14 protein-coding genes are annotated in these 22,754 nt (G+C 69.3%); 9 read left to right on the top strand and 5 right to left on the bottom strand.

Annotation, left to right across the window (positions count from 1 at the left end; genetic code table 11):
- Positions 1-28 precede the first annotated feature (28 nt).
- Positions 29-11,029 (top strand): LamG-like jellyroll fold domain-containing protein, encoded by an 11,001-nt coding sequence (locus ABZ656_RS14135; RefSeq protein ID WP_360267760.1) that lies wholly within the window; start codon positions 29-31, stop codon positions 11,027-11,029.
- 77 nt (positions 11,030-11,106) lie between these two features.
- Positions 11,107-11,733 (top strand): SUKH-4 family immunity protein, encoded by a 627-nt coding sequence (locus tag ABZ656_RS14130; protein WP_180362467.1) that lies wholly within the window; start codon positions 11,107-11,109, stop codon positions 11,731-11,733.
- Positions 11,734-11,770: 37 nt separating this feature from the next.
- Here ABZ656_RS14130 and ABZ656_RS14125 read toward each other — a convergent pair whose 3' ends face one another.
- Complete coding sequence (locus ABZ656_RS14125) at positions 11,771-12,100, bottom strand: hypothetical protein (RefSeq protein WP_360267756.1); 330 nt, start codon at positions 12,098-12,100, stop codon at positions 11,771-11,773.
- A 112-nt stretch (positions 12,101-12,212) separates the two neighbouring features.
- A complete protein-coding gene (locus ABZ656_RS14120) occupies positions 12,213-12,656 on the bottom strand; it encodes a hypothetical protein (protein ID WP_360267753.1) in 444 nt (147 codons plus the stop codon).
- Between the two features lie 306 nt (positions 12,657-12,962).
- Here ABZ656_RS14120 and ABZ656_RS14115 point away from each other — a divergent pair, with 306 nt between their 5' ends.
- Both ABZ656_RS14115 and ABZ656_RS14110 read left to right on the top strand, forming a co-directional pair.
- A complete protein-coding gene (locus tag ABZ656_RS14115) occupies positions 12,963-13,916 on the top strand; it encodes a hypothetical protein (protein WP_360267750.1) in 954 nt (317 codons plus the stop codon).
- Between the two features lie 33 nt (positions 13,917-13,949).
- Entirely contained in the window at positions 13,950-15,683 is a 1,734-nt protein-coding gene (locus ABZ656_RS14110) for an insulinase family protein (protein ID WP_101404626.1), read from the top strand.
- Between the two features lie 43 nt (positions 15,684-15,726).
- On the opposite strand, the gene ABZ656_RS14105 is transcribed toward ABZ656_RS14110, so the two are convergent.
- Both ABZ656_RS14105 and ABZ656_RS14100 read right to left on the bottom strand, forming a co-directional pair.
- The gene (locus tag ABZ656_RS14105; protein WP_360267747.1) at positions 15,727-16,101 is read right to left on the bottom strand and encodes a hypothetical protein; all 375 of its coding nucleotides are present in this window, start codon (positions 16,099-16,101) and stop codon (positions 15,727-15,729) included.
- A 122-nt stretch (positions 16,102-16,223) separates the two neighbouring features.
- A complete protein-coding gene (locus ABZ656_RS14100; protein WP_360267744.1) occupies positions 16,224-16,940 on the bottom strand; it encodes a hypothetical protein in 717 nt (238 codons plus the stop codon).
- A 398-nt stretch (positions 16,941-17,338) separates the two neighbouring features.
- On the opposite strand from ABZ656_RS14100, the gene ABZ656_RS14095 reads away from it, so the two are divergent.
- The 5 genes from ABZ656_RS14095 (at position 17,339) to ABZ656_RS14075 (ending at position 21,380) form a co-directional block, all read left to right on the top strand.
- Entirely contained in the window at positions 17,339-18,166 is an 828-nt protein-coding gene (locus tag ABZ656_RS14095; RefSeq protein WP_101404628.1) for a glycoside hydrolase domain-containing protein, read from the top strand.
- A 77-nt stretch (positions 18,167-18,243) separates the two neighbouring features.
- Positions 18,244-18,561, top strand: a complete 318-nt coding sequence (locus ABZ656_RS14090; RefSeq protein WP_101404629.1) for a hypothetical protein — start codon at positions 18,244-18,246, stop codon at positions 18,559-18,561.
- 89 nt (positions 18,562-18,650) lie between these two features.
- Entirely contained in the window at positions 18,651-19,292 is a 642-nt protein-coding gene (locus ABZ656_RS14085) for a hypothetical protein (protein WP_360267739.1), read from the top strand.
- Positions 19,293-19,552: 260 nt separating this feature from the next.
- Complete coding sequence (locus ABZ656_RS14080; RefSeq protein WP_101404630.1) at positions 19,553-20,212, top strand: SurA N-terminal domain-containing protein; 660 nt, start codon at positions 19,553-19,555, stop codon at positions 20,210-20,212.
- A gap of 181 nt (positions 20,213-20,393) precedes the next feature.
- Positions 20,394-21,380 carry a nucleoside triphosphate pyrophosphohydrolase gene (locus tag ABZ656_RS14075; RefSeq protein WP_360267735.1) on the top strand — a complete coding sequence of 329 codons (987 nt, stop codon included), beginning with the start codon at positions 20,394-20,396 and terminating at the stop codon, positions 21,378-21,380.
- Positions 21,381-21,440: 60 nt separating this feature from the next.
- Here ABZ656_RS14075 and ABZ656_RS14070 read toward each other — a convergent pair whose 3' ends face one another.
- Positions 21,441-22,652, bottom strand: coding sequence for a globin domain-containing protein (locus ABZ656_RS14070; protein WP_101408046.1), 1,212 nt, complete (start codon positions 22,650-22,652; stop codon positions 21,441-21,443).
- Positions 22,653-22,754 lie beyond the last annotated feature (102 nt).

The following is a 22,754-nucleotide window of genomic DNA, read 5'->3' as shown; positions in this document are numbered from 1 at the left end:
CCGCCAGCCCCGCCGTCCCGTCAGCCGTATGCGCCGCATCCGGCGGCAGGTGGCCATGGTCGCCCTGACGGCGCTCGCACTGATGCTGACGACCCAGCAGGCGGTGGCCGACGGGCGTGAGTTGGGCCAGGTGTCCCTCTCGATGCCGAGCCTGTCCTCCGTGGCGGCCTGGTTCCAGGACCCGCACTGGGGCCGGACCCCGCACCAGAAGTCGGGCACCGCGGCCGGACACGCCCACCACGTCTCCGCGAAGACGACCGACGCCAAGCGCGGTGTGGGCAGGGCGCCGGGCAAGGGGAAGGGCGAACTCGCCGCCTACCAGCCGCACAAGCCCGCCGTTCAGCAGGGCAAGAGCCGCAGCGGCGGCACCTACAACCCCAAGACCAGCAAGCGCAACGCGGCCAAGTCCTCGCGCACCGACACCGTCTACGACAACGCCGACGGCAGCACCACCCGCCGAATATCCCCGACGCCCGTCAACTATCAGGTGGGGAAGGGGAGATGGGCGCCGATCGATGTGGACGTGAGAGCCGGTCCTGACGGCCGCTGGCACGAGAAGGCCAACTCCGTCGGCGTCGACTTCGGCGCCGAGGCCAGTGACTCCGGCCTCGTCTCCTTCGCCGCCGACAGCGCGCACTCCCTTTCCTACGGACTGAAGGGCGCGGCCTCCGTCAAGGGCACGGCGGACGGTTCGCGCGTCACGTACGAGAACGTCCTGACGGACACCGATCTCCAGGTCGCCCCCACCGCGACCGGGGTCAAGGACGCGGTCGTCCTGCGTTCCGCGGACGCCGGAAACAGCTGGACCTTCCCGCTGGACCTCAAGGGCCTCACGCCCGTGCAGACCAGGAGCGGGTCGATCGACCTGCGTGATTCCGCCGGCAGGACCGTCGAGCGTGTCCCCGCGTCGTACGCCTACGACTCGAAGGTGAACCCGCGCTCCGGGGACCCGGCCACCACCCACGACGTCACCACCGAGCTCGTCCACGACAAGGACGGCTACGCGCTGAAGGTGACCCTCGACGACAGCTGGCTGCACGATGCGCGCCGCGTCTTCCCGGTCACCGTCGACCCGCAGGTCACGGACGGCTGGACCACCACCTACGCCGAGTCCGGTGCCGCGGGTGACCACTCCTACGAGCAGACCGTCAAGGTCGGCTCCTACGACTCCGGCACCCACTCCGCGGCCGGCTACGTCAACCACTGGGACACCGCCTGGGACGGCAGCGGCGTCACCGTCTCCTCCGCGACCCTGCACCTCTTCGACACCTGGGCCTCCACCTGCACCGCCGAGCGTTTCGACGTCGCGCTGGTGACGAAGGCCTGGACCCCGGAGGGCGTCACCAGCTACCCGGGGCCGACGTACGGCTCCTCGATCGGCAACGCGACGCCGAGCGTGCCCAACGCCTGCGCCAACACCGGCGCCGACCGCACCGTCGGCGACAACGTGACCGTCTCCCTGTCCACGTCCGCCATCCAGGGCTGGATGAACGGCACCACCGCCGACTACGGCCTCGCGATCTACGCGTCGACCGCCGACACCCTGCACTGGAAGCAGTTCGGCTCCTTCAACGACCCCGGGCTCGGCCCGTACATCGTGGTCACCTACACGGGCAACACGGCGCCGCAGCTGTACGAGCAGTTCCCCGCCGACAACGCGGTCGTGGGCACCACCACCCCCGAGCTGACCGCCTGGGCGGGCGGCGCCAACTCCAGCGGCAGCGCCGGCCAGTACGTCTTCAAGGTCTACGACGCGAACAACACCAAGGTCGCGGACTCGGGCCTGGTCTCCACCGGCGACTGGACGGTCCCGGCGGGCAAGCTGGCCTGGGGCAAGCAGTACACGTGGACCGTTCAGGCGTACGACTCGACCACCGCTCTGTACTCGACCGCGGACCCGTACGCGCTCTCGGTCCAAGTGCCGCAACCCGTGATCACCTCGGGTCTGTCGCAGAACAGCAGTGACCACGGCTTCGACGCGTCGATCGGCAACTACACGACCTCCGACACCGACGCCTCGATCTCCACCGTCGGCCCCTCGCTGGACGTGGAGCGCGACTACAACTCCCGTGACCCGCGCTGGACCGGTGCGTTCGGCTCCGGCTGGTCGAGCATCTTCGACTCCCGGGCGACCGAGCAGTACACGGCGTCGGGTGCGGTCGCCAGTGTCAACGTCACCTATCCCGACGGGTCCCAGGTCGGCTACGGCAAGAACAGCGACGGCACCTTCACGCCCGGCAACGGCCGGTTCGCCACGTTCAAGACGGTCACCGGCGGCTACACGCTCACCGACAAGGACGACACGGTCTACACGTTCACCCAGTCCCTGGGTTCGGGCGCGTACGGTCTGCTCTCCGTGACGGACGCCAACGGGCGGTCCATCACCTTCACCTGGACCAGCGGCCACATCACGAAGATGACGTCCGCGGTCTCCAGCCGTTCCCTCAACCTGACCTGGTTCACGCCGTCCGGCGCGTCGGCCGCGCACGTCCAGACCGTCGTCACCGACCCGGTCACCGCGGGCGACTCGTCCACGGCGCAGACCTGGACGTACGGCTACACCGGCGACCAGCTCACCAAGGTGTGCTCGCCGCTGTCGACGACCAAGTGCACGACGTACGGCTACACGAGCGGCTCGCAGTACCAGAACGCCTCGCTCGACCTCGACCCGCACGCCATGTGGCCACTGTCGGAGGCCTCGGGCGCGACGACCGCCAAGGACGCCGTCCTCGCAGGCGAGGGCACCGACAACGCGGCCTACGAGAACGTGACGACGGGCCAGAGCGGTGGCCCGCTCACCGGCTCGTCCACCACCGTCGCCGCCTTCAACGGCACCTCCTCCGACGTCTCGCTGCCCAAGAACACCGGCAACGACACCGACTCCGGCGCGCTCTCGCTCTGGTTCAAGACCTCCGCGGGCCCCGGCGTCCTCTACTCCTACGCCTCCCAGCCCATCGGCTCCGGACAGGCCGCCGGCTTCTACACCCCCTCGATCTACGTCGGCACCGACGGCAAGCTGAACGCCGAGTTCTGGTACAGCGGTGGCATCAACCCGATCGTGACGACCGCGTCGGTCGCCGACGGCAGGTGGCACCACGTGGTGCTGTCGGCCGCGGGCAACTCGCAGACGCTGTACGTCGACAACGCGAAGATCGGCTCGCGCACCGGCACCGTCTCCATCCAGAGCGCGGTCGCCTTCGGCAAGAACCAGTCCTTCAACTACCTCGGCACCGGCTTCCTCGGCGGCAACTGGCCCGACGAGCCGCACCAGAGCTCCAGCGAGAAGACCGGCTACGCCACCTACTTCAACGGCGCGGTCGCGGACGCCGCCTGGTACGGCCGCCCGCTGGTCGCCGCCGACGTCAACGCCCTCTACCAGTACGGCACCCACGCGGCGAGCCTGCTGACCTCCATCACCCGGCCGTCCGGCAAGACGTACGCGGCGATGCAGTACGACCCGGGCACGACCACCCTCACCCAGCTCACCGACGAGAACGGCGGCGTGTGGAAGCTCGCCGCCCCCACCGTCGCGGGCTCCAGCCAGACCTACCGGGGCGCGGTCCTCGGCGGAGCGCCCGCCGGCTACTTCCGCCTCGGCGAGGCGGCCGGCGCGACCGCCGCGGTCGACGAGGTGCGCGGCGGCAACGGCACGTACAACGCGGTGACGCTCGGCGCCACCGGTCCGTTCACCGACCAGAAGGCCGCGACCTTCGACGGCAGCACCTCGTCCATGGCGCTGCCTAGCGGCATCCTGCCCGGCGTGGGCGCCGAGTCGGTCAGCATGTGGTTCAAGACCTCCACGGCCAACGGCGTGCTGCTCGGCGCGTCCAAGGACCCGCTGAGCGGGGGCACCACCACCGGCAACTACACGCCCGTCCTCTACGTCGGCAGCAGCGGAAAGCTGTACGGCGAGTTCTACTTCTCCGGCGGATCCACCAAACCCGTCGGCTCCGCCGCCGCGGTGACCGACGGCAAGTGGCACCACGTGGTGCTGTCGACGGCGCCCGACAGCCAGGCGCTGTACCTCGACGACGCGCTGGTGGCCTCACAGACCGGCACGGCCGCGATGAGCGTCCAGACCAACCAGTACGTCGGCGGGGGCTTCATCGGCGGCAACTGGCCCGACGAGTCGCACACCAGCACCACCAGCAACACCGGTTACGCCACCTACTTCAAGGGCTCGATCGCCGAGGTCGCCGTCTACCGCTCCCAGCTGGCCGCGGCGGACGTCGCCCAGCAGTGGGAGGCGGCGAAGAACTCCACCGGTCTCCTGCCGGTCGAGACGGTCAAGGTGACCTCCCCGGCGAACGCCACGCTCACCTACACCTACGACGTCGACAACGGCAACCGGGCGCTGACCGAGACCGACGGCCTCGGCAACAAGACGAGCTTCGGCTACGACTCCGCCGGTTTCGAGCACACCGTCGCCGACCCCAACGGCTCGATGACCGTCACCGGTCACGACGTACGCGGCAACATCGTCTCCTCGACCGCCTGCCAGGACGAGTCCGCGAACAAGTGCTCGACCGAGTACTACACGTACTACCCGGACGACACCACGGCCCAGCTCACCACCACCGACCCGCGCAACGACCAGCTGCTGACCGAGCGCGACGGCCGCTCCGTGTCGGCGACCGACAACACCTACCTGACCTCGTACGCATACGACGCGCAGGGCAACCAGACCGGTATCACCGGCCCGGCCGTCCCCGGATTCCCCAAGGGCCGCACCACCACGACCGTCTACAGCGACGGCACCAGCACCTACCCGTCCGCCGACGGCGGAGTGGTGCCCAAGGGCCTGCCGGTGAAGACGATCAGCCCCGGCGGCGCGGTCAACCAGGTGGCGTACTTCAAGAACGGCGACGTCGCCTCGACCACCGACGCCATCGGCCTGGTGACGACGTACACCTACGACGGCCTCGGCCAGGTCCTCAGCCAGAAGGTCGTCTCGGACACCTACCCGAACGGCCTGACCACCTCGTACACGTACGACCTGAACGGCCAGGTCACCGAGGAGCACGACCCGCAGCTCACCGACCGCGTCACCGGCGCCACCCACGCCGCCGTCTCCTCGACCGTCTACGACGAGGACGGCAACGTCACCTCGCAGACCGTCGCCGACGCGAGCGGCGGCGACACCGCGCGCACCGAGACGCAGACCTACGACGCCTACGACCACCTGCTGACCGAGTCGGACGCCAACGCCGTCGCGGGTGCGAGCAACGGCAACACGACCACGTACACCTACGACAACCAGGGCAACAAGACCAAGGAAGTCACCTCGGCGGGCAACGAGACCCGCTACACGTACGACGACAACGGCAACCTGCTCACGCAGGCCCTGATGTACACCGGTGACCCGGTCAACCCGGGGACCGCGACCCTGCTCACCGAGTCCTCGCGCGCCTACGACCCGGCCGGCCGCCTCCAGTCGGTGACCGACGCGATGGGCAACACCACCTCGTACACGTACCTGGACGACGGTCTGACCGCCTCGGTGAAGCGGACCAGCGCCGACGGCACGAAGAGCTACGTCCTGGAGTCGGACACCTACGACGCCGCCGGGAACCTGCTCACCTCGGCCTCCGACAACGGTGAGACCGTCACCGACTACAAGGTCGACGCGGCCTCCCGCACCACCTCCACCACGGTCGACCCGACCGGCGTGGACCGCGTCTCCACGGTCTCGTTCACCCCGGACGACCAGGTCGCGAGCGAGAACGACCACGACGCCACGGGCTACGACCGCACCACCACCAGCACGTACGACGCCATGGGCAACGTGCTCAGCGAGACGCTGTACGGGGACGCCTCCGGGCACCCGGCCGGCTGGTGGAAGCTCGACCAGGACTCCGGCACCAACATCACCGACTCCTCCGGCACCGGCAACACGGCCACCGCCGGATCGGGCGTGACCTGGTCGGACGGCGCGGCGAAGTTCGCGGGCACCACCACCGGCACCGGCAACCTCATCGACACCACCGGCCCGGTCCTGGACACCACCGCGTCCTACACGGTGTCCGCCTGGGTCAACCTCGGCGACACCTCCACCTACCGCACCTTCGTCGCGCAGGGCGGAACCAACCGGGCCTCCTTCTATCTGCAGTACTCGAAGGCCGACAACGCGTACCGCTTCCACGCGGCCAACGCCGACGTGGCCTCCCCGACCGCGTTCTACGACGCCACCGCCACCGCGGCACCGACGCTGAACACCTGGACGCACCTGGTCGGCGTCTTCGACTCGACGACCGGCTCCATGAAGCTGTACGTCAACGGCGCCCAGGCAGGCTCGGGCACGAACACCGCGCCCTGGACGGGCACCGGACCGCTCTCCATCGGCGGCACCGAGAAGGCGGACGGCACGACGAGCGACGTCGTCGCCGGTTCGGTCGGTGACGTGCAGGTCTACCAGCGGGCCCTGTCCGCCGCCGACGTCACCTCCCTCTACGGCAAGGGCCGCACCGGCGGCACGGTCGGCTCCTCCACCGAGCAGACCACCAAGTACGCCTACGACAAGCGGGGCCTGCCGACGTCCACGACGGACGCCGAGCAGAACACCACGACGTACGCCTACGACGAGGCCGGCAACCTCGCGGTGTCCACCGCGCCGGCAGTCCAGTCGGAGCCCGACGGCACCACGGCGGCGACCGTCCACCCCGTCACCACCAGCGGCTTCAACACCTTCGGCGAGGGCGTCGAGGAGGAGGACCCGAACGGCCTGGTGACGACCACGGCGTACGACGCCAACGGCAACAAGGTCTCCGAGGCACTCCCCTCGTACACCCCCGCGGGCGCCTCGGCGCCCAACGCGGGCACCACGGTCTGGAAGTACGACAGCGAGGGCAACCGGACCGACGAGATCAGCCCGAGCGGCAGGACCACCTCGTACCTCTACGACCAGATGGGCAACCTCGCCCAGATCACGGCGCCCGACGGCACCAAGACGCACGCGGTGTACGACACCGACGGCGAGCAGCTGTCGGCGACGGACGCGGCGGGCGCGCAGACCCAGGCGACGTTCGACTTCATGGGCCGCCAGCTCACCTCGACGACGATGGAGCGCTACCCGTCGACGAGGACGCTGACGACGACGAACTCGTACGCGGTCACGGCCGGCAACCCGTACGGCGCCCACACCGCGTCGACGACCACGCCGGGCGGTGTCACGAACACCTACGCCTACAACCGGGCCGGTGACATCACCTCGGTCACGGACGGCGCGGGCAACACGACCCGCTACGGCTACGACTTCGAGGGCAACACGACGAAGACGACGCTGGCGGACGGCACCTGGACCGAGACGGACTACAACGCCTCGGACGACCCGACGGCGACGCGCGAGTACGACGCGAGCGGCACCAAGCTGTCGGAGACCTCGCAGCAGTACGACGGTGTGGGAAACATGGTCGCGTCCACGGACGCCAACCAGCACACCACGCGCTGGACGTACGACGCGTCGGGCGCGATCACGCAGCAGGTCGAGCCGGTGGACGCTTCGACGTCGATCACCACGACCTTCGGCTACGACGCGGCGGGCAACCGCACGCGCTTCACCGACGGCCGCGGCAACTCCTGGCGCTACACGTACACGCCGTGGGGCCAGCAGGAGAAGGTGATCGAGCCGACGACCGACAAGTACACCTCGGCCGCCGACTCGACGACGACCTTCGCCTACGACGCGGACGGCCAGCTGACGACGGCCGCTCTTCCGGGTGGCGTCACGACCTCGATGACGTACGACGTCAACGGTCAGCTGAAGACGATGTCCGGTTCCGGTGCGGACGCGGCGACGGCCCAGCGCAGCTTCAACTACGACGCCGACGGCAGGGTCCTCTCGGCGGACACGGCCGAGGCCGGCATCACGGGCGCGGACGATCACCAGTCGTCCACGCACGACGCGTTCACGTACGACGACCGGGGCGATGTGCTCAGTGCCTCGGGCTCGGCGGGCTCCTCCAGCTTCACCTACAACGACGACGCGTCGATGCTGACGCGGGCGGACGCGGCGGGTTCGACGTCGTACGGCTACGACACGGCGGGCCGCCTGTCGTCCCTGAACGACGCGGCAACGGGCACCCAACTGACGTACACATACGGTCAGTTGAACGAGGTCAAGTCGGTCAAGTACGGCTCGACGGGCCAGACCCGTACGTTCGGCTACAACAGCTCGCACGAGCTGACGAGCGATGTCCTGGTCCAGGGCGTGTCGACGCTGGCGAGCTTCTCGTACGGCTACGACAACAACGGCAACCTGACGTCGAAGGCGACGACGGGTGTGTCCGGCGCCTCGTCGAACACGTACACGTACGACTGGTCGGACCGTCTGACGTCGTGGAACAACGGTTCGACGACGAAGCAGTACGCGTACGACGCCTCGGGCAACCGCATCCGCAACGGCTCGGACGTCTACACCTACGACGCCCGTGACGAGCTGACCTCGGACGGCACCCATTCCTACGACTACTCCGCGCGCGGCACGATGACGCAGGAGTCGCAGACGTCGGGTTCGGTGGCGTACAAGACGGACGCGTTCGGCGACCAGATCACGGCGGGCACGCAGTCGTACACGCTGGACGCGCTGGGCCGGAACATCACCGACACGGACACGACGGACCAGACCACGCGCACGTTCGCCTACTCGGGTGCGGACAACACGATCGCGTCGGACGGCGACAGCACGTACACGTACGACCCGGCGGGTGGCGTGATCGGTGTCAAGCCGTCGGGCGGCAGTGGGGCGCTGGCCCTGACGGACCTGCACAGCGACGTGGTGGGCACGTTCACCTCGGGCGCGACATCGCTGGCGGGTTCGGTGTCGTACGACCCGCTGGGCAAGGTGGTCTCACCGACGAACACGGTGATGGGCCATCTGGGCTTCCAGTCGGGCTGGACGGAGCCGGGCACGGGTGATGTGGGCACGGCGTCGCGCTGGTACAGCCCGGACACGGGCCAGTTCCTGAACAAGGACAGCATCTCGCTGAACGCGGTGCCGAACTCGGTGGCGGCGAACCCCTTCGCCTACGTCGACGACAACCCGATGGCGGGTACGGACGAGTCGGGCAACTGTTCCTGGTACGACGTGGTGTGCGGGGCGAAGAAGGTCGCCCATCACGTCAAGCACGCGGTCTCGCACGTGGCGCAGAAGGTGTACCACGCGGTGAAGCACGCGGCGCGGAAGATCGTCCATGCGGTCAAGCACGCGGCCCGCAAGATCGTGCATCACGTGCGGGACGTGTACCACGCGACGGTGCGGGTGGTGCGGCGCGTGTACCACTACGCGGCACGGCACGTCAGACGGATCTATCACGCGGCAGTCCATGCGGTGCATACGGCGTATCACAAGGCCTCACGTGTGGTGCATCGCGTGGTCCACGCGGTGAAGAGGGCGGCGCACAAGGTCGCGAGCCACATAAAGAAGGCAGCCAAGGCGGTCGCCCATGTCGCGCGGACCGCGTACCACGCGACGGTCAAGGCGGCGAAGGCGACGGCGACGTACGTCAAGCACCACGCGGCTGCGATCACGTCGTTCGTGGTGTCGACGGCGGTGTTCGCGGGCTGTGAGGCGTTCACGGCCGGCCTGGGCACGATCGGGTGTGCCGCTGCCGCGGGTGCGGCGGGTTCGCTGGTGGAGCAGGGCTTCAAGTGCGCCGAGAACGGTGGCGGGGACTGCAGCGCGGGAGCGTTCGGCGAGTCCGCACTCGAGGGCGCGGTCTCCGGCGCGGTCGGCGGTGCGCTCGGCAGCCTCGGCGGCAAGCTCCTGGCGAAGGTGGCGCCCAAGGCGATGAAGGTCGTGGGCGGGCTGTTCGGGAAGGGGGCGACCGAGGCCGGGGATTCGGCGGCGGCGGACGCCACGGACGAGGCGGCTTCGGCGGCGGAGTCGGAGGGGGCGGGGACCAAGAGTCAGTCGGAGTCGGGCGGGAGTTGCAAGATCCCGGGGGCGAAGGCACCGACGCACAGTTTCACGGGTTCGACCCGGGTGCTGATGGCCGATGGTTCGACGAAGGCGATCGACCAGGTGCGGGTCGGTGACACGATCGCGAACTCGGTGCCGGGAGTGGCCGGTGTGCAGGCGCACAAGGTCACCGCGGTGATCGTCACGCACACGGACCACGACTTCGTCGACGTCGGCATCAAGAAGGCGACCGAATCGGCGGCTGTGCGGACCGAGAAGGGCGGGGCGAAGTCCCTGGCCCGGAAGGTGGTGCGCAAGGCGGCGTTCGGGCTGGCGGCCTCGGCGGCGGTGCTGGGCGCGCTGGCGGCGAGCCACGGGTACGGGCAGGAGCCGGCGACGGCTCCGGTGGCGGCGGTCAGCACGACGTCCGCGCAGGACACCAAGGCCGTGGCCGGTGCGGAAGACGTCCAGGGCGCGCACCTGACGACGACGTTCCACCACCCGTTCTACGACGTGACCCAGTCGGCCTTCGTCGAGGCCAGGGACCTTCACGCCGGAGACGTCCTCCAGACCCCGACCGGCACCGCCGAGGTCGGCGGCGTCCGTCTGTACCACGCGAACACCACGACGTACGACCTCACCATCGGCACCCTGCACACGTACTACGTGGAGGCTGGGGCGACGCCCGTCCTCGTCCATAACATCGATGAGGAATGTCCAACCGGAGCAGTTAACGAGCTGTACGGACATGAAGGCATGAGCAAGGGTGCCTTCGAGTTCCGGATGAAGATCAAGAATTTCAGCGCTGGAAGGAACGTGGCCGTTGCCAAGATGGAGGACGGACAGTTCGTAGGGGCGATCAGTAAGGGCGCCGAAGATCACGCAGAAGTCGGATTGCCTGACGCGATCTCCAAGGCTGGATACGGGCAAGGAGATGTTGCGGGTATCTATTCGGAACGCGCTCCCTGCGGGGACTGGAGCGCCAACTGCGACGCCTTCGTGAAGTCTGAATTCCCAGGTGTCCCGGTGAGCCATTCAGTGGCCTGGACCGAGGATGCACAGGTCCGAAAGGACAGTAATGCCATCCTGAAGGACCTCATCACGGGTGCGATGCGCCGCCGCGGTATCATCTGAGGAGTTTGCATCACACTTACCGACACGGGACGCCGGCCTTCGGCGTCCCGTGTGGTCTGTCCGAGGAGTTTCTGGCAGTGACGCAATTTCCCGTTGATCGTGTATTCGGCAGCCACTGTGTCGAGGGCTGGGATCTTCCCGCGGACGCGAAGGAAGCTCTGCGGACTGTTGGCCTACCAAGAATGGTTGGCTCTTGGAAAGCTGCCTGGATTCAGGAGGGCCAGGCCCCGGTTCTCCGTTTCGAGGGAGTTGACCCTCTGTACGAGATCGTTCGTAAGGTGTCCCTATGGAATCGAGGGACGGCGTATTGTTGCTTTGGTGTGGAGGCTCATACCGGGAGAGTCTTCCGGGCGCATCCCAAGTTGCCGTCCAAGCAAGTCGACTCGGAAACTGCCTTCGGCGTGCCGCGACTGGTCAATACGTCCGTGCCTGCCTTCTTGAGGGCTCTCGATCTAGAAGCCGATCAGTACAGTGAACTGTTCGGGGCGCCCTCTGCGGAGGGTCTGGCAGGGATGCCTGAATCTGCCGAGCCCGACGATGAGTTCCTCTGGTCGGTGAGCGAAAGGTACCTTTGGCAGGTACGAGCCGTTGACCCTGTGGCTTTCGGCGATCCTGAAGGCTACTGGAGGAACCTTTACTGCGAGACTTGGGAGCAAGTGGGGTGTCCTCCGTTCCGATTTGGCTCCAACCCTTTCGATGACTGAATTTGCCTATTCGTGCTTCAGATCCAGCGTCGATGCTCTAGCCAGGACTTCGCCACTTTTGTGGGGAGAGTGCAGTGGTTGGCAGCTTGAGCTGCCCAGACCTGCACGTCTCGCCTGCGCCCCAGCCGCTTCCCGGTTTGCCTTGCGCCTCCACGGCGAGCAGGTAGCTTCCGCTGTCCGTCGTGTCGACGCGCATCAGGGTGTCCACACGGCGCGCCATGGGTTTGATCTCGGTGAGATCGGTGTCCAGGAGCTGGATCGTGGTGGGTTCGGGTAAGGCGATGCCCGCTTTCGGGAGGGCCCGGGCGAACAGCCCCGGGTCCTCCCTGAAGATCTGGTGCATCGCCTCATGCGCTGAGCTGACCATGTGACGGAATGTAGTGACGTGGAGGCGTTCCGTCGGGTGGCTCGGGATCGGTTCAGCCGTTCGAGTGACTATGCCTCGGGTCTATGCATGAGGCCGACGTCGGTGAGGCGCGTCAGCGCGTGACCGGCAGCGCCGCTGCGAACCGGTGCCCGTCGGCGCGGGTCTGGACCGGGAAGTCGACCTTGAGGGCGCCCTGCTGGCCCTCGACGGTCAGGTGGGTCACCACCTTGAGGCCGAGGAAGGTCTTCTTGGGTGCGCTCGCGGTGACGTACGGGCGCGGGAGGTTCATCAGCAACTTGCCCGGCTTGCCGCCCCGGTTGCCGTCGAAGAACAGGATCCGCTGGTTCGTCAGGACGAGGTACATCGGGCGCGGGGTGACCGTCGCCATCACCGTTCCCGCGCTGAGTACGCCGACCACCGCCGCGGTGAGGGCCTGCTTGCGCACCGAGACCGTCCCGATCCCGGCCACGCTCGTGAGTTCGACCTGCTCGCCCTGGAGCAGCAAGGGGGCTGAGATCTCCAGCAGTTGTCTGGCGCGACGGGCGTTGAGTGCCACGGGTGGGTCTCCTGGTGACGGTGACGTGAAAGTGACAGTGAATGTGACAGCGACGGTGAGGTGACCGTGGCGGCGACAGCGGGGTGGCGGTGTCGGTGACAGCGGTCGCATGGATTGTTCCAAGCCGGCGGCAAGGCGATAGGTCACCTCCCACAAGGCGAACTCAAGTTCGAGTCATGACCCGGTCAAGACCGGTCATCGTAAGGTCAAGTGGACACCCGTATGCACTTTTTGGCCATTCTGTTCCCACAACCTCCCCGCACCTGACCAAAAACCGTCTCCAACCATCCACTTACCATCCGCTCCATGTCGACCGACGCATCCCTCCCACCCCCCGACTTCGAGCTCGCCTCCGCCTTCCCGGAGGCCGGCTGGTTGCGGCAGGCCACCGCCGCGCGGGACTGGGCGGGGATCAGGCAGTACGCCGACGGGCTGCCGCAGGGCACCGACCGGGCGTTCCTCGTCCGGGTCGTCGCCGAGGTGCCCGGCGTCGAGCACTTCCTGCGGGAAGTCGTCGCCGCCGCCCCCGACGACGTACTGGCCCTCGCGACGCTCGGGACCCGCGAGATCGAGATCGGCTGGGAGATCCGGAGCAGCGCGCGCGCCGAGCACGTCAGCCGGGAACAGTTCCGGCAGCTGCACGAGCATCTGCGGCAGGCCGAGCGGCTGCTCATCCGGGCCACCGCCCTCGACCCGTCCCACGACGCGGCCTGGGCCGCGCGCCTGACCACGGCCATGGGACTGCAGCTCGGGCAGAACGAGGCGCGGCGGAGGTACGACCGACTGGCCGCGTACCACCCGCACCACTTGACCGGGCAGGCCCGGCTGCTCCAGCAGCTGTGTCCCAAGTGGAGCGGGAGCTGGGAGGCGGCACACGGGTTCGCCCGCGAGTGCCTGCTCAACTCGCCCGAAGGGTCGCTCAACGGTGGTCTGGTGGCGGAGGCGCACCTGGAGCGCTGGCTCGATCTGCCCTCCGCGGGGAGTGAGCGGACCGACTATCTGCGCCAGGCCCACGTCCACGCCGAACTCGTCGAGGCCGCCGAACGCTCCGTCCTGCACCCGTACTACCGACCCGCGTACGGCTGGGTCACCATCCAGGGCGTCTTCGCCGCGCTCTTCTCGCTGAGCGGCGACACCGCACGCGCCGCCGCGCACTTCCGCGCCCTGGGCAACCTGGCCTCCGAGTACCCGTGGAGTTACCTCGGCAAGCCCGCGGACGCGTACGTCAAACACCGTTCCGCCGCCCTCGGAAGAGGCTGAGCGGATGCCGAACAGGACAGGCAGAGGCAGACGATGAGCCAGGGCATCCATCACACCGAGGTCGACGGCATACCCACCCTCTTCGCGTACGCCACCGGGCCCATGCGCGCCGGACTGGTCTTCCGTGTCGGCGTCGCCGACGAGACGCTCGCCGGGGCCGGGATCACCCACCTGGTCGAGCACCTGGCCCTGCACCGTCAGGGCCTGGCCGACTACCACTTCAACGGCGCCACCAAGGCCGCGTTCACCCACTTCCATGTGGAGGGCGCCGAGCACGAGATCGTCGCCTACCTCGACGGTGTGTGCACCTCCCTCCTCGATCTGCCCATGGAGCGGCTGGAGACCGAGAAGGAGATCCTGCGCACCGAGGAGGCGCGCCGGGAGCCCGGACAACTGCCGTTGTGGCGGTACGGGGCCCAGGGGTACGGGCTGGTCAGCTACCCGGAGTGGGGCGTACGGGGGCTGCGGCCGGACGACGTACGGGAATGGGCCGGGACCTGGTTCACCCGGGACAACGCGGTGCTGTGGATCGCGGGGGAGCGGCTGCCGGCCGGGCTCTCGCTCAAGCTGGCCGGCGGTCAGCGGCGCCCGATGCCCGCCGTCACCTCCGCCCTCCCCACCGCCCCCGCCTACTTCTCCGACGGCAAGGGCGGCGTCCTGCTCGACGCCGTCGTCACCGACACCACCGCCGCCCGGCTCTACACCGGTGTCCTGGAACGCGAGCTCTCCCGCTCCCTGCGGCAGGAGGGCGGCTACTCCTACACGGCGGCCGGCGACTACACCTCCCGCCGGGACGGTTTCGCGACCGTCACCGCCTTCGCGGACGCCCTGCCCGCCAAGCAGGACGCGGTCCTCGGCGGATTCGTCGACGTGCTCGCGGGCCTCCAGGTCGGCCGGATCGCGCAGGCCGACCTGGAGGCCGTACGGGGGCGCAGCGACGCCAGACTGACCGCGCCCGACGCGGCCGTACGGCGGCTGCCGGGCGCGGCGGAGGAACTGCTCGCCCACCGTCCGCCGCGCGGGCTCGACGAACTGCGCGCCGAGCTGTGGGCGACGACGCCGCAGCATGTGCACGCGGTGGCCCTGGAGGCAGCCGGGACGGCGTTGCTGCAGGCTCCCTCGGGGCACAGGGCCGACTGGGCCGGGTACACGGCGGCCCCGACCACTTCGTCGTACACCGTCCAGGGCACGCGCTTCGAGGCCGTGCGCAAGGACGGTACGGCCCTGGTCGTCGGGGGCGAGGGGGTCAGTCTGACGGCGGGGAAGGAGCAGGCCACCGTGGCCTTCCGCGCGTGCGCCGCCCTGCTCAGCTGGGCCGACGGCGGGCGCCGGCTCATCGGCACCGACGGGCTGTCCGTGGAGGTGGAGCCGGGGGAGTACGGGATCGACGCGCACACCATGGCGACCATCGACGCTGCGGTGCATCCGCGCGCGGTGGTGCACCTGCCGCCCCGGCAACGGCAACAGCAGCACCGGCAGCCGGAGGGTGCCGCTTCGGCGGGGCAGGCCGGAGGATCCGGTGCGGCTCAGCAGGTTCAGCAGAAGGCGTCGGCGCGGCGTACCGGCGGGCAGACGGCGATGCTCGTCATCTTCGGGCTCCTCGCGGGGCTCTGGTCCCTCCTGGCCCTCTCGTACACCGTCTTCGGCGCCTCGGACCCGGAGACGAGCACCGGGGAATGGGCCGGCCTCACCGTCTTCCTCTGGGCCGTCGGGGCGCTTCTGGCCTGGCCGGCCGTCAGGGTTCTGCGCGGCACCCGGCGGGGGTGAACCGCCGGGTGGCTTGAGCGTGGTCGAGGGTGTCCGGGTGACCTCAGCGCAGATACGGGTTGCCCGGCGCCGGGCCCGGCATGGTTCCGGGGATCCGACCCGCGTTCGCCGTGGGGTTCTTCGGTGTGCGTTTGTCGAACAGCGCGAACAGCAGCAGCCAGACCGCCATCGCCAGAGTGACGACGGCGACCGCGCCGAGGACGGGATCACCCGCGTCCGACTGAACGGTCGCCCACGGCAGCGTCACCAGCTCGTACAGCAGGAACGCGGCGAAGGCGCCCCAGTCCGAGCGCCTTCCGCGGCGGATCGCGACATACAGGAACGGCACCCACACCAGCAGACCGAGCGACGCGACCACCAGAACCGACCACGCGATCCGCTGGGCCCAGCTGGCTTCCAGGCGCTTGTCCACGCTCATGCCCATGTCCATGCCCATGCCATCACCCCCCTGAGCACCCACGAGCGCCCTACGAGCCCCCCCGAGAGGTTTCTCGGGTCCCGAGAAACCTCTCGGGGGGCGTCATGCTCCCATCCAGCGGGTCACACGCGCTGGTGTTCGCCCTTCAGGGACGTCACGATCTGCGTCGCCAGCTTCTTGGCCGTGGCGGCGCCGTTGTCGTGCCCGTCCGTGGACATGACGCTGACGACGTCGGTGCCCGCGCGCACGGCGATCAGGGTCGTGCCGTTCTGCCAGGCGCTGTTGGTCAGGGTGATGGTGTACGCGGCGTCGCCCAGGCCGGGCGTGGTGACGCCGGTGACCTTCACTTTGGTGTGCGTGTCGGAGTCGGTGAAGGTCGCGCACGCGGTGGCGGTCTTCTCCAGGTCCGTCAGCACGGTCTTCGAGGTCGTGCCGCGGTAGGTGTCGACCTCCTGGGCGATGTCCTCGGAAGTGTTCTTGCTGACGTAGTCGTTCTGGGCGAAGGACACCCCCGAGTCGCCGGTGATGGATATCCAGCTGGTGCCGCCCAGCAGGGAGCAGTCCGGCTTCGGCGCGGGGGAGGAGCTCGGCGGGGCGTACGTGGTGCCGGAGTCCCGCGCGCCGCTCGGGTCGACCGCGAAACCGGCGGCGAAGAAGGACGCGGGTGCCAGCGCCTTCTTGAGCTGCGCGCCCGTCAGCAGACCGGCGTTGGGGTCCTTGGCCGGCTTCGTCTTGGCGGACGAGGGCTGGACGGTGGTTCCGGAGGAGCAGGCCGCCAGGGCCAGCGGGAGCACGGCTGCGGCGAGCAGCGCCTTGGCCGCGCGGGAGGGGTGACGCATCGGGATGTCTGAGTCCTTCTTCGAGAAGTGGTGCTGTTGAGCCGAGCGGACTCTATGGGTGCACAGGCCGTACACAGGCATCGGGGTGCCAAAGGTAGGTAAAAGAGGGGGTCGATCGGTCCGGGGTTCCATGGACTCCCCATGTTTTGCCGTGGCTTGAGGGATTCTTGTGGCGATTGAGGTGCAGGGTTTCCTGATCAAGGGGGTGGGGTCGGTTACGGTGCGATCCGCTCCGCGCGCCGGGGGCCGGTCACCCTCTCTCGTCGGTGAGCCGGAATGGGCGCCGACGGGGCTCAACTGTCTTGAAGTGTCTTGAACTGTCTTGTTTCGATCTATGTGTCCGCACGTTCCGGGCGTCCCGCGCGCCGTGACGTGCGCGCGTCTTGAATGGGGTGGGGATGTCCAGCCATCGGATGTCTAAGAAGGGCCGCTACATCGCTTGGGCGACGGCAGGCGCGGCCGTGGTCGCCGGAGCCGGGATCGCGGCGCAGACGTCGATGGCGGCGACCACCTGGCCCGCCCAGCGGACGTTCACGGGCCGCGCCTTCGACACCTGCGCCGCACCCTCGCTGACGGCGATGAAGGCCTGGCACACCGGCTTCTACGGAGCGGCCGCCGTCTACATCGGCGGCAAGAACCGCGGCTGCAGCCAGCCCAACCTCACCGCGTCCTGGGTGAAGTCGGTCAGCACGCTGGGCTGGAAGCTCATCCCGCTGTACGTCGGCGCCCAGCCGTCCTGCCAGACCGGCTCCAACCCGGAGAAGCTCACCGCCACCAACGCCGCCTCGCTCGGCGCCACCGACGCCGCGGACGCGGTGACCAAGGCGTCCGCGCTGGGCATGAAGGCGGGCAGCCCGGTCTACCTGGACATGGAGTCGTACGACATCACGAACACGGCGTGCAACAAGGCCACGCTGACGTACGTACGCGCCTTCGACAAGGCGCTGCACGCCAAGACGTACCGCACCGGTTTCTACGGCTTCACCAGCTCCAGCGCCAAGGCCATCGCGACCGCGACCGACAAGACGGACCTGCCGGGCAACCTCTGGTACGCGCTGTGGGACAAGACCAACACCACGACCTCGGACTGGCCGTGGGGCTCCACCCAGTTCACCAACCACAGCCGCGCCCACCAGTACATGGTCAACAGCAAGGAGACCATCGGCGGTTACACGATCACCGTGGACCGCGACGCCTGGGACGCGCCGGTCGCCATCACCGGCTGACATCCGGACGCATCCCGGGAACGCCGGACAACGCCAACCGGAGAACGACCGGAGAGCACCAAGAGGAGGAGCAGGGCATGAGGGTCGAAAGGCTGCCGGCGGTCGTCGGACCGTCCGCCGTCCGTGCCGGGCTGGCGGCGCTTCCCGTCGTCAGCCTGGGGCTGTTGTGTCCTGTTCCGTCCCTCGTCATCGCCCTGCGGCGGGGCGCCCGCGCGGACTGGGCGGTCTTCGGCGGGTTCTGCGCGGTGCTGGTGGCGTGGGTCATGCAGCTCTCGCTCACACCCGAGACCACCCACGGCCTTGAGTTCGCGGACGACGTGCTCCTGATCCTGGTGTCGATGGTCGGCGCGGCGGTGCACGCCTGGACGGTCTGGCCCCGGCGCGTCGGGTACTAGCGGCGCACCGGCCGGACCGGCCGGACGAAAAGCACGCAAGAGCGAAGAGCGCAGAGCGGAAGAGCGAAGAGCGGAAGTACGGGAACCACGTGGTCAAGCGGGTCAGACAGGTGCCGCAGGCGCAGCGCGCGAAGGCGGCGCGCGACGCCAAGCAGGAGTCGCGGCTCGCCGCCGGTGTGCGGGCGGTACTCCAGTGGCCGCGTGTACTGGGCGGCCGGGGGGTCGCGATGGTGGCGGGTGCGGTGATCGTCGCGGTCGCGGTCGCGGTCACCGGGTACTTCCTCTCCCGCACGGGCACGAAGCGACAGCTGCCCGACACCCGGGCCCGCCACTACAAGGACGTCGACGCCTGCCTGCTGACCGGCAAGGGCGGGATCACGGCCGGGACCACCGCGGCCGAGGTCTGGCAGGGCATGCAGGACGCGTCCCTCAGGACGCACGCACGCGTGAGCTATGTCCCGGTGACCGGTGAGCAGTCCGCGGCCAACGCGCGGCCCTACCTCAACGGCCTGCTCCAGCGGTCCTGCGACGTGGTCGTCGCGACCGGAAGACCCGAGCTCACGGCGGCCACGCAGACCGCCCCGCAGCACCAGAAGGTCGACTTCGTGCTGGTGGGGGACGCCGGAGCCGACTCCACGGGCGCCAAGAACATCACCGTGACACGCGTCGGCGACGGACTGCGCGCCGAGGTCGCCGGGGTCGTCGAGCGCGAGGTCGAGGCGCGCGGTTAGCCGGGGCCGCTACGACAGGACGCGATCGGCCGTACGACCCGACGCGGCCGGTTGTGTGACCGGACTTGATCGGTCGCACGAGCGGATGCGAACGGTCGTACGAGCGGACGGTGGCCGTCCCGCTCGCCACGGCGGCCGCGCCGGTATCTGAAGTCTCCGCGAATCGTTGGTCGAATGGCTGGCCGAGAGCCGGGCCACTGCCTACCATCGATCACCGCAAGACTTTGTGCACCGTCGCACAATCTCCTCGGGAGGTTTCCTTGCACCGCCGCCGTCGCACCGCGTTCGTCCTCTCCGCCGCGATCGTCGTCGCGGCCCCCCTTCTCACGGCGTGCGGTGGCGAGGCGCACCCAGGCGCCGCGGCCGTCGTCGGTGGCCGGCGGATCACGGTCGCGCAGTTGGAGAGCCGGGTGAACGAGGTGCGCTCGGCACAGCGCGCCGCCGTCAAGGACGAGGCCCAGTACGAGCAGGCCATCGCCAAGACCGGCAGCCTCACCCGCGACACCCTGCACACCATGGTCCTCGACCAGGTCCTCGACCGGGCCGCCGAGGACGCGGGCGTGAGCGTCACCCGCGCGGACACCCAGCAGATGCGGGCGACGCTGGAGGGCCAGGCGGGCGGTGCGAAGGCGCTGGAGACGGCCTGGCTGCAGCAGTACGGGGTGGCGCCCCGGCGCCTCGACGACAACCTCCGTACCGAGATCGAGGCCCAGAAACTCGCCGCCGCGCTCGGCGCCGACATGAACACCACCGAGGGCAAGGCCACGTTCTGGAAGGCCATGTCCGACGCGTCCAAGAAGCTGAACGTCGACCTGAACCCGCGCTACGGCGCCTGGGACGTCCAGAAGAGCAGCCGCGTCGATGTGAAGACGCCGTGGCTGCGGGAGGTCACGTCGACCGGGACGCAGCAGACGGCGTAGTGGGTCAGCAGGAGAGAAGTAGGAGCGCGGCAGGAGTGCAGTAGGAGTCCACTGGGCCGGTAGGTCAGCAGCCCAACGCCAGGTCCTGGCCTGGGGGCAGGGCTGTGGATAAACGGTTCGACTCCCTCCCGCCCTGTGGATAACTCCTGGAGCCGTCGGTGGCGTGGGTTACGTTCGTGGGGTGAACGCAACCAGCTCCGACGCCACCGCCCAGGTTCCCGACCCCGGCCGTATCGTCCTGCTCACCACCAGCCACCGCGTTGCCCCCGGGCTGCTGTCCTGGCCCGCCTGGCAGATGCTGCGCGCCGCCGACCAGGTGCTGTGCGCGGACGGCGCGCATCCGCAGCTGCCGTATCTGCGTGAGGCGGGCATCAGCGTCGACGAGGCGTCCCCCGATGCCCAGGACCTGGTGGACGCCTGCGCCGACGGCCGCACGGTGGTCGTCGTCGCCACCGGCGAGGGCGAGCCGCGCCTCACCGACGGCCTGGCCCGCCTCGCCGGCTCCGGCCGCATACAGATGCCGGACCTGGAGCTGCTCCCGGCCTCGTACGACCTGCCGGGCGCCCGCCTCCTCGACCTCGTCCAGGTCATGGACCGCATCCGCGTCGAGTGCCCGTGGTCGTCCCAGCAGACCCACAAGGGCCTCGCGAAGTACGGGATCGAGGAGGCGTACGAGCTTGTCGAGGCGATCGAGGAGGGCGACCGGGACGAGCTCAGGGAAGAGCTCGGCGACGTTCTGCTCCAGGTCGTCTTCCACGCCAGGATCGCGGAGGAGGACGCCGAGGCACCCTTCTCCATCGACGACGTGGCCGGCGGCATCGTCACCAAGCTGATCCACCGTCACCCGCACGTGTTCGGCGACGAGACGGCCACGACCCCCGAGGAGGTCAAGGAGCACTGGCTGCGCACCAAGGCCGAGGAGAAGCGGCGGACGTCCGTGACGGAGGGGATACCGCTGGGTCAGCCGGGCCTGGCCCTCGCGGCGAAGCTGGCATCGCGCGTGCGCACGGCGGGACTTGAGGTCGAACTCCCCCGAGGCGAAGGCGTCGGCTACGAACTGCTGGCCATCGCCGCCCACGCGGAGGCCGAGGGAGTGGACCCGGAAGCCGCCCTGCGCGCGGCCGCGCGGGCTTACCGGGACGCGATCCGGGTGACGGAGACGGCCTGAGGAAGCGGAAGCGGGGAGGGGGAGGGAGGGGAGGGAGGGGGAGGGGGAGGGCCCCCAGAGCTATGTGCCGGGGGCGCGGCTTGTCGGGTTGTGCCAGTTGGGGTGGGGGCGGTCCAGGAGCCACTCCGCGGGGCCCAGGGGGCGGGGGCGGCTGGGGTCGGCGGGTGGGAGGAGGTCGTGGAAGATCTGTTCCGGTGGGGTGCCGAGGGCGGGGAGGGCCGCGGCGATCTCCTCGAGGAGCTGGGGCGGGCCGGCGAGATAGACGTCGTGGCGGGCCCAGCCGGCGCGGTTGCCCAGCGCGGTCAGCAGCCGCTCGGTGGCCTGGGCCTTGGGGCGGCCGGGGGCAGGGGTGATGAAGGTGACGCCGAGGCGGGGTAACCGGGACTGGAGTCGTTCCACGGCCGACCGGTCGTAGAGGTACGAGGTGTCGCGGGCCACGAGGAACAGCCGGGCCTCGTGCGTGGCGTCGAGTTGCTGGAGCAGCGCCTTGACCGGGGCCCATCCGGTGCCGGCCGCGATGAAGGTCAGCGGCCGTTCCACCGGCGCCCGCAGGGTCAGACCGCCGCCGGGTGCGCCGAGCCGCAGGACATCACCCTCTCGGGTCTGCCGGACCAGGGTGGTGGACAGCACCCCGTCCTCGACGCGGCTGACGTGCAGGTCGACGGTGTGGTCGGCGCGGGGTGCGTTGCCCAGCGAGTACGGACGCCAGATGCCCGGCAGGTGGGGGACGCTGACGCTGACGTACTGGCCGGGGGAGTAGCGCAGCCGGTCGTGCGGGCGGAGGGTCAGTACGACGAGGTCGTCGCCGTACCGGGTCCGGGACACGACCTCGGCGTCCCACCAGGGCGGTTCACCCTCGTGCTGTGCCTCCCACGCGCCCTGGAGCATGACGTTCGTGATCGCCCCGTATGCCTCGGCCCAGGCCTTCTCGGCCTGCGCGTTCCACGCCGACCCCGCGACGGCGGCGAACGCGGCGATCAGGCTCGCCCCCACGGCGGCGTAGTGCTCCGGCTCGGCCAGATACTTCCGGTGGTCCCGTCCCAGCTCCCGCAGATATCCCGGCAGCGTCGGATCCTCCAGCCGCTCCATCACATAGGTGAGTGCCGCGAACAACCGGTCCCGCTGTCGCTCCATGTCCTCCGGGAAGTCCAGGGGGAAGAGCCCGCGAACGTCCGGGTTGTGCCGGAAGAGATGCGAGTAGAAGTACTTGACCGCGAACTCGGCCCGTCTCTCGACGACCGCGAAGCTGGATCTGAGTATTTCGGGGTCCACGGCGCGCATTAGGGAGGTGGCGAGCCCTGAGAGTCAAACAGCGGCCGATTCATGGATGGTCCGGGATGAAAGGGACGCGGCTTGCATCACCCCCCACCCCGC

This window comes from Streptomyces sp. NPDC007095 (genome assembly GCF_040634475.1).
GTDB lineage: Bacteria > Actinomycetota > Actinomycetes > Streptomycetales > Streptomycetaceae > Streptomyces.
Note: the sequence above shows the minus strand (reverse complement) of the source record. Positions and strands in the feature narration are given on the sequence as shown.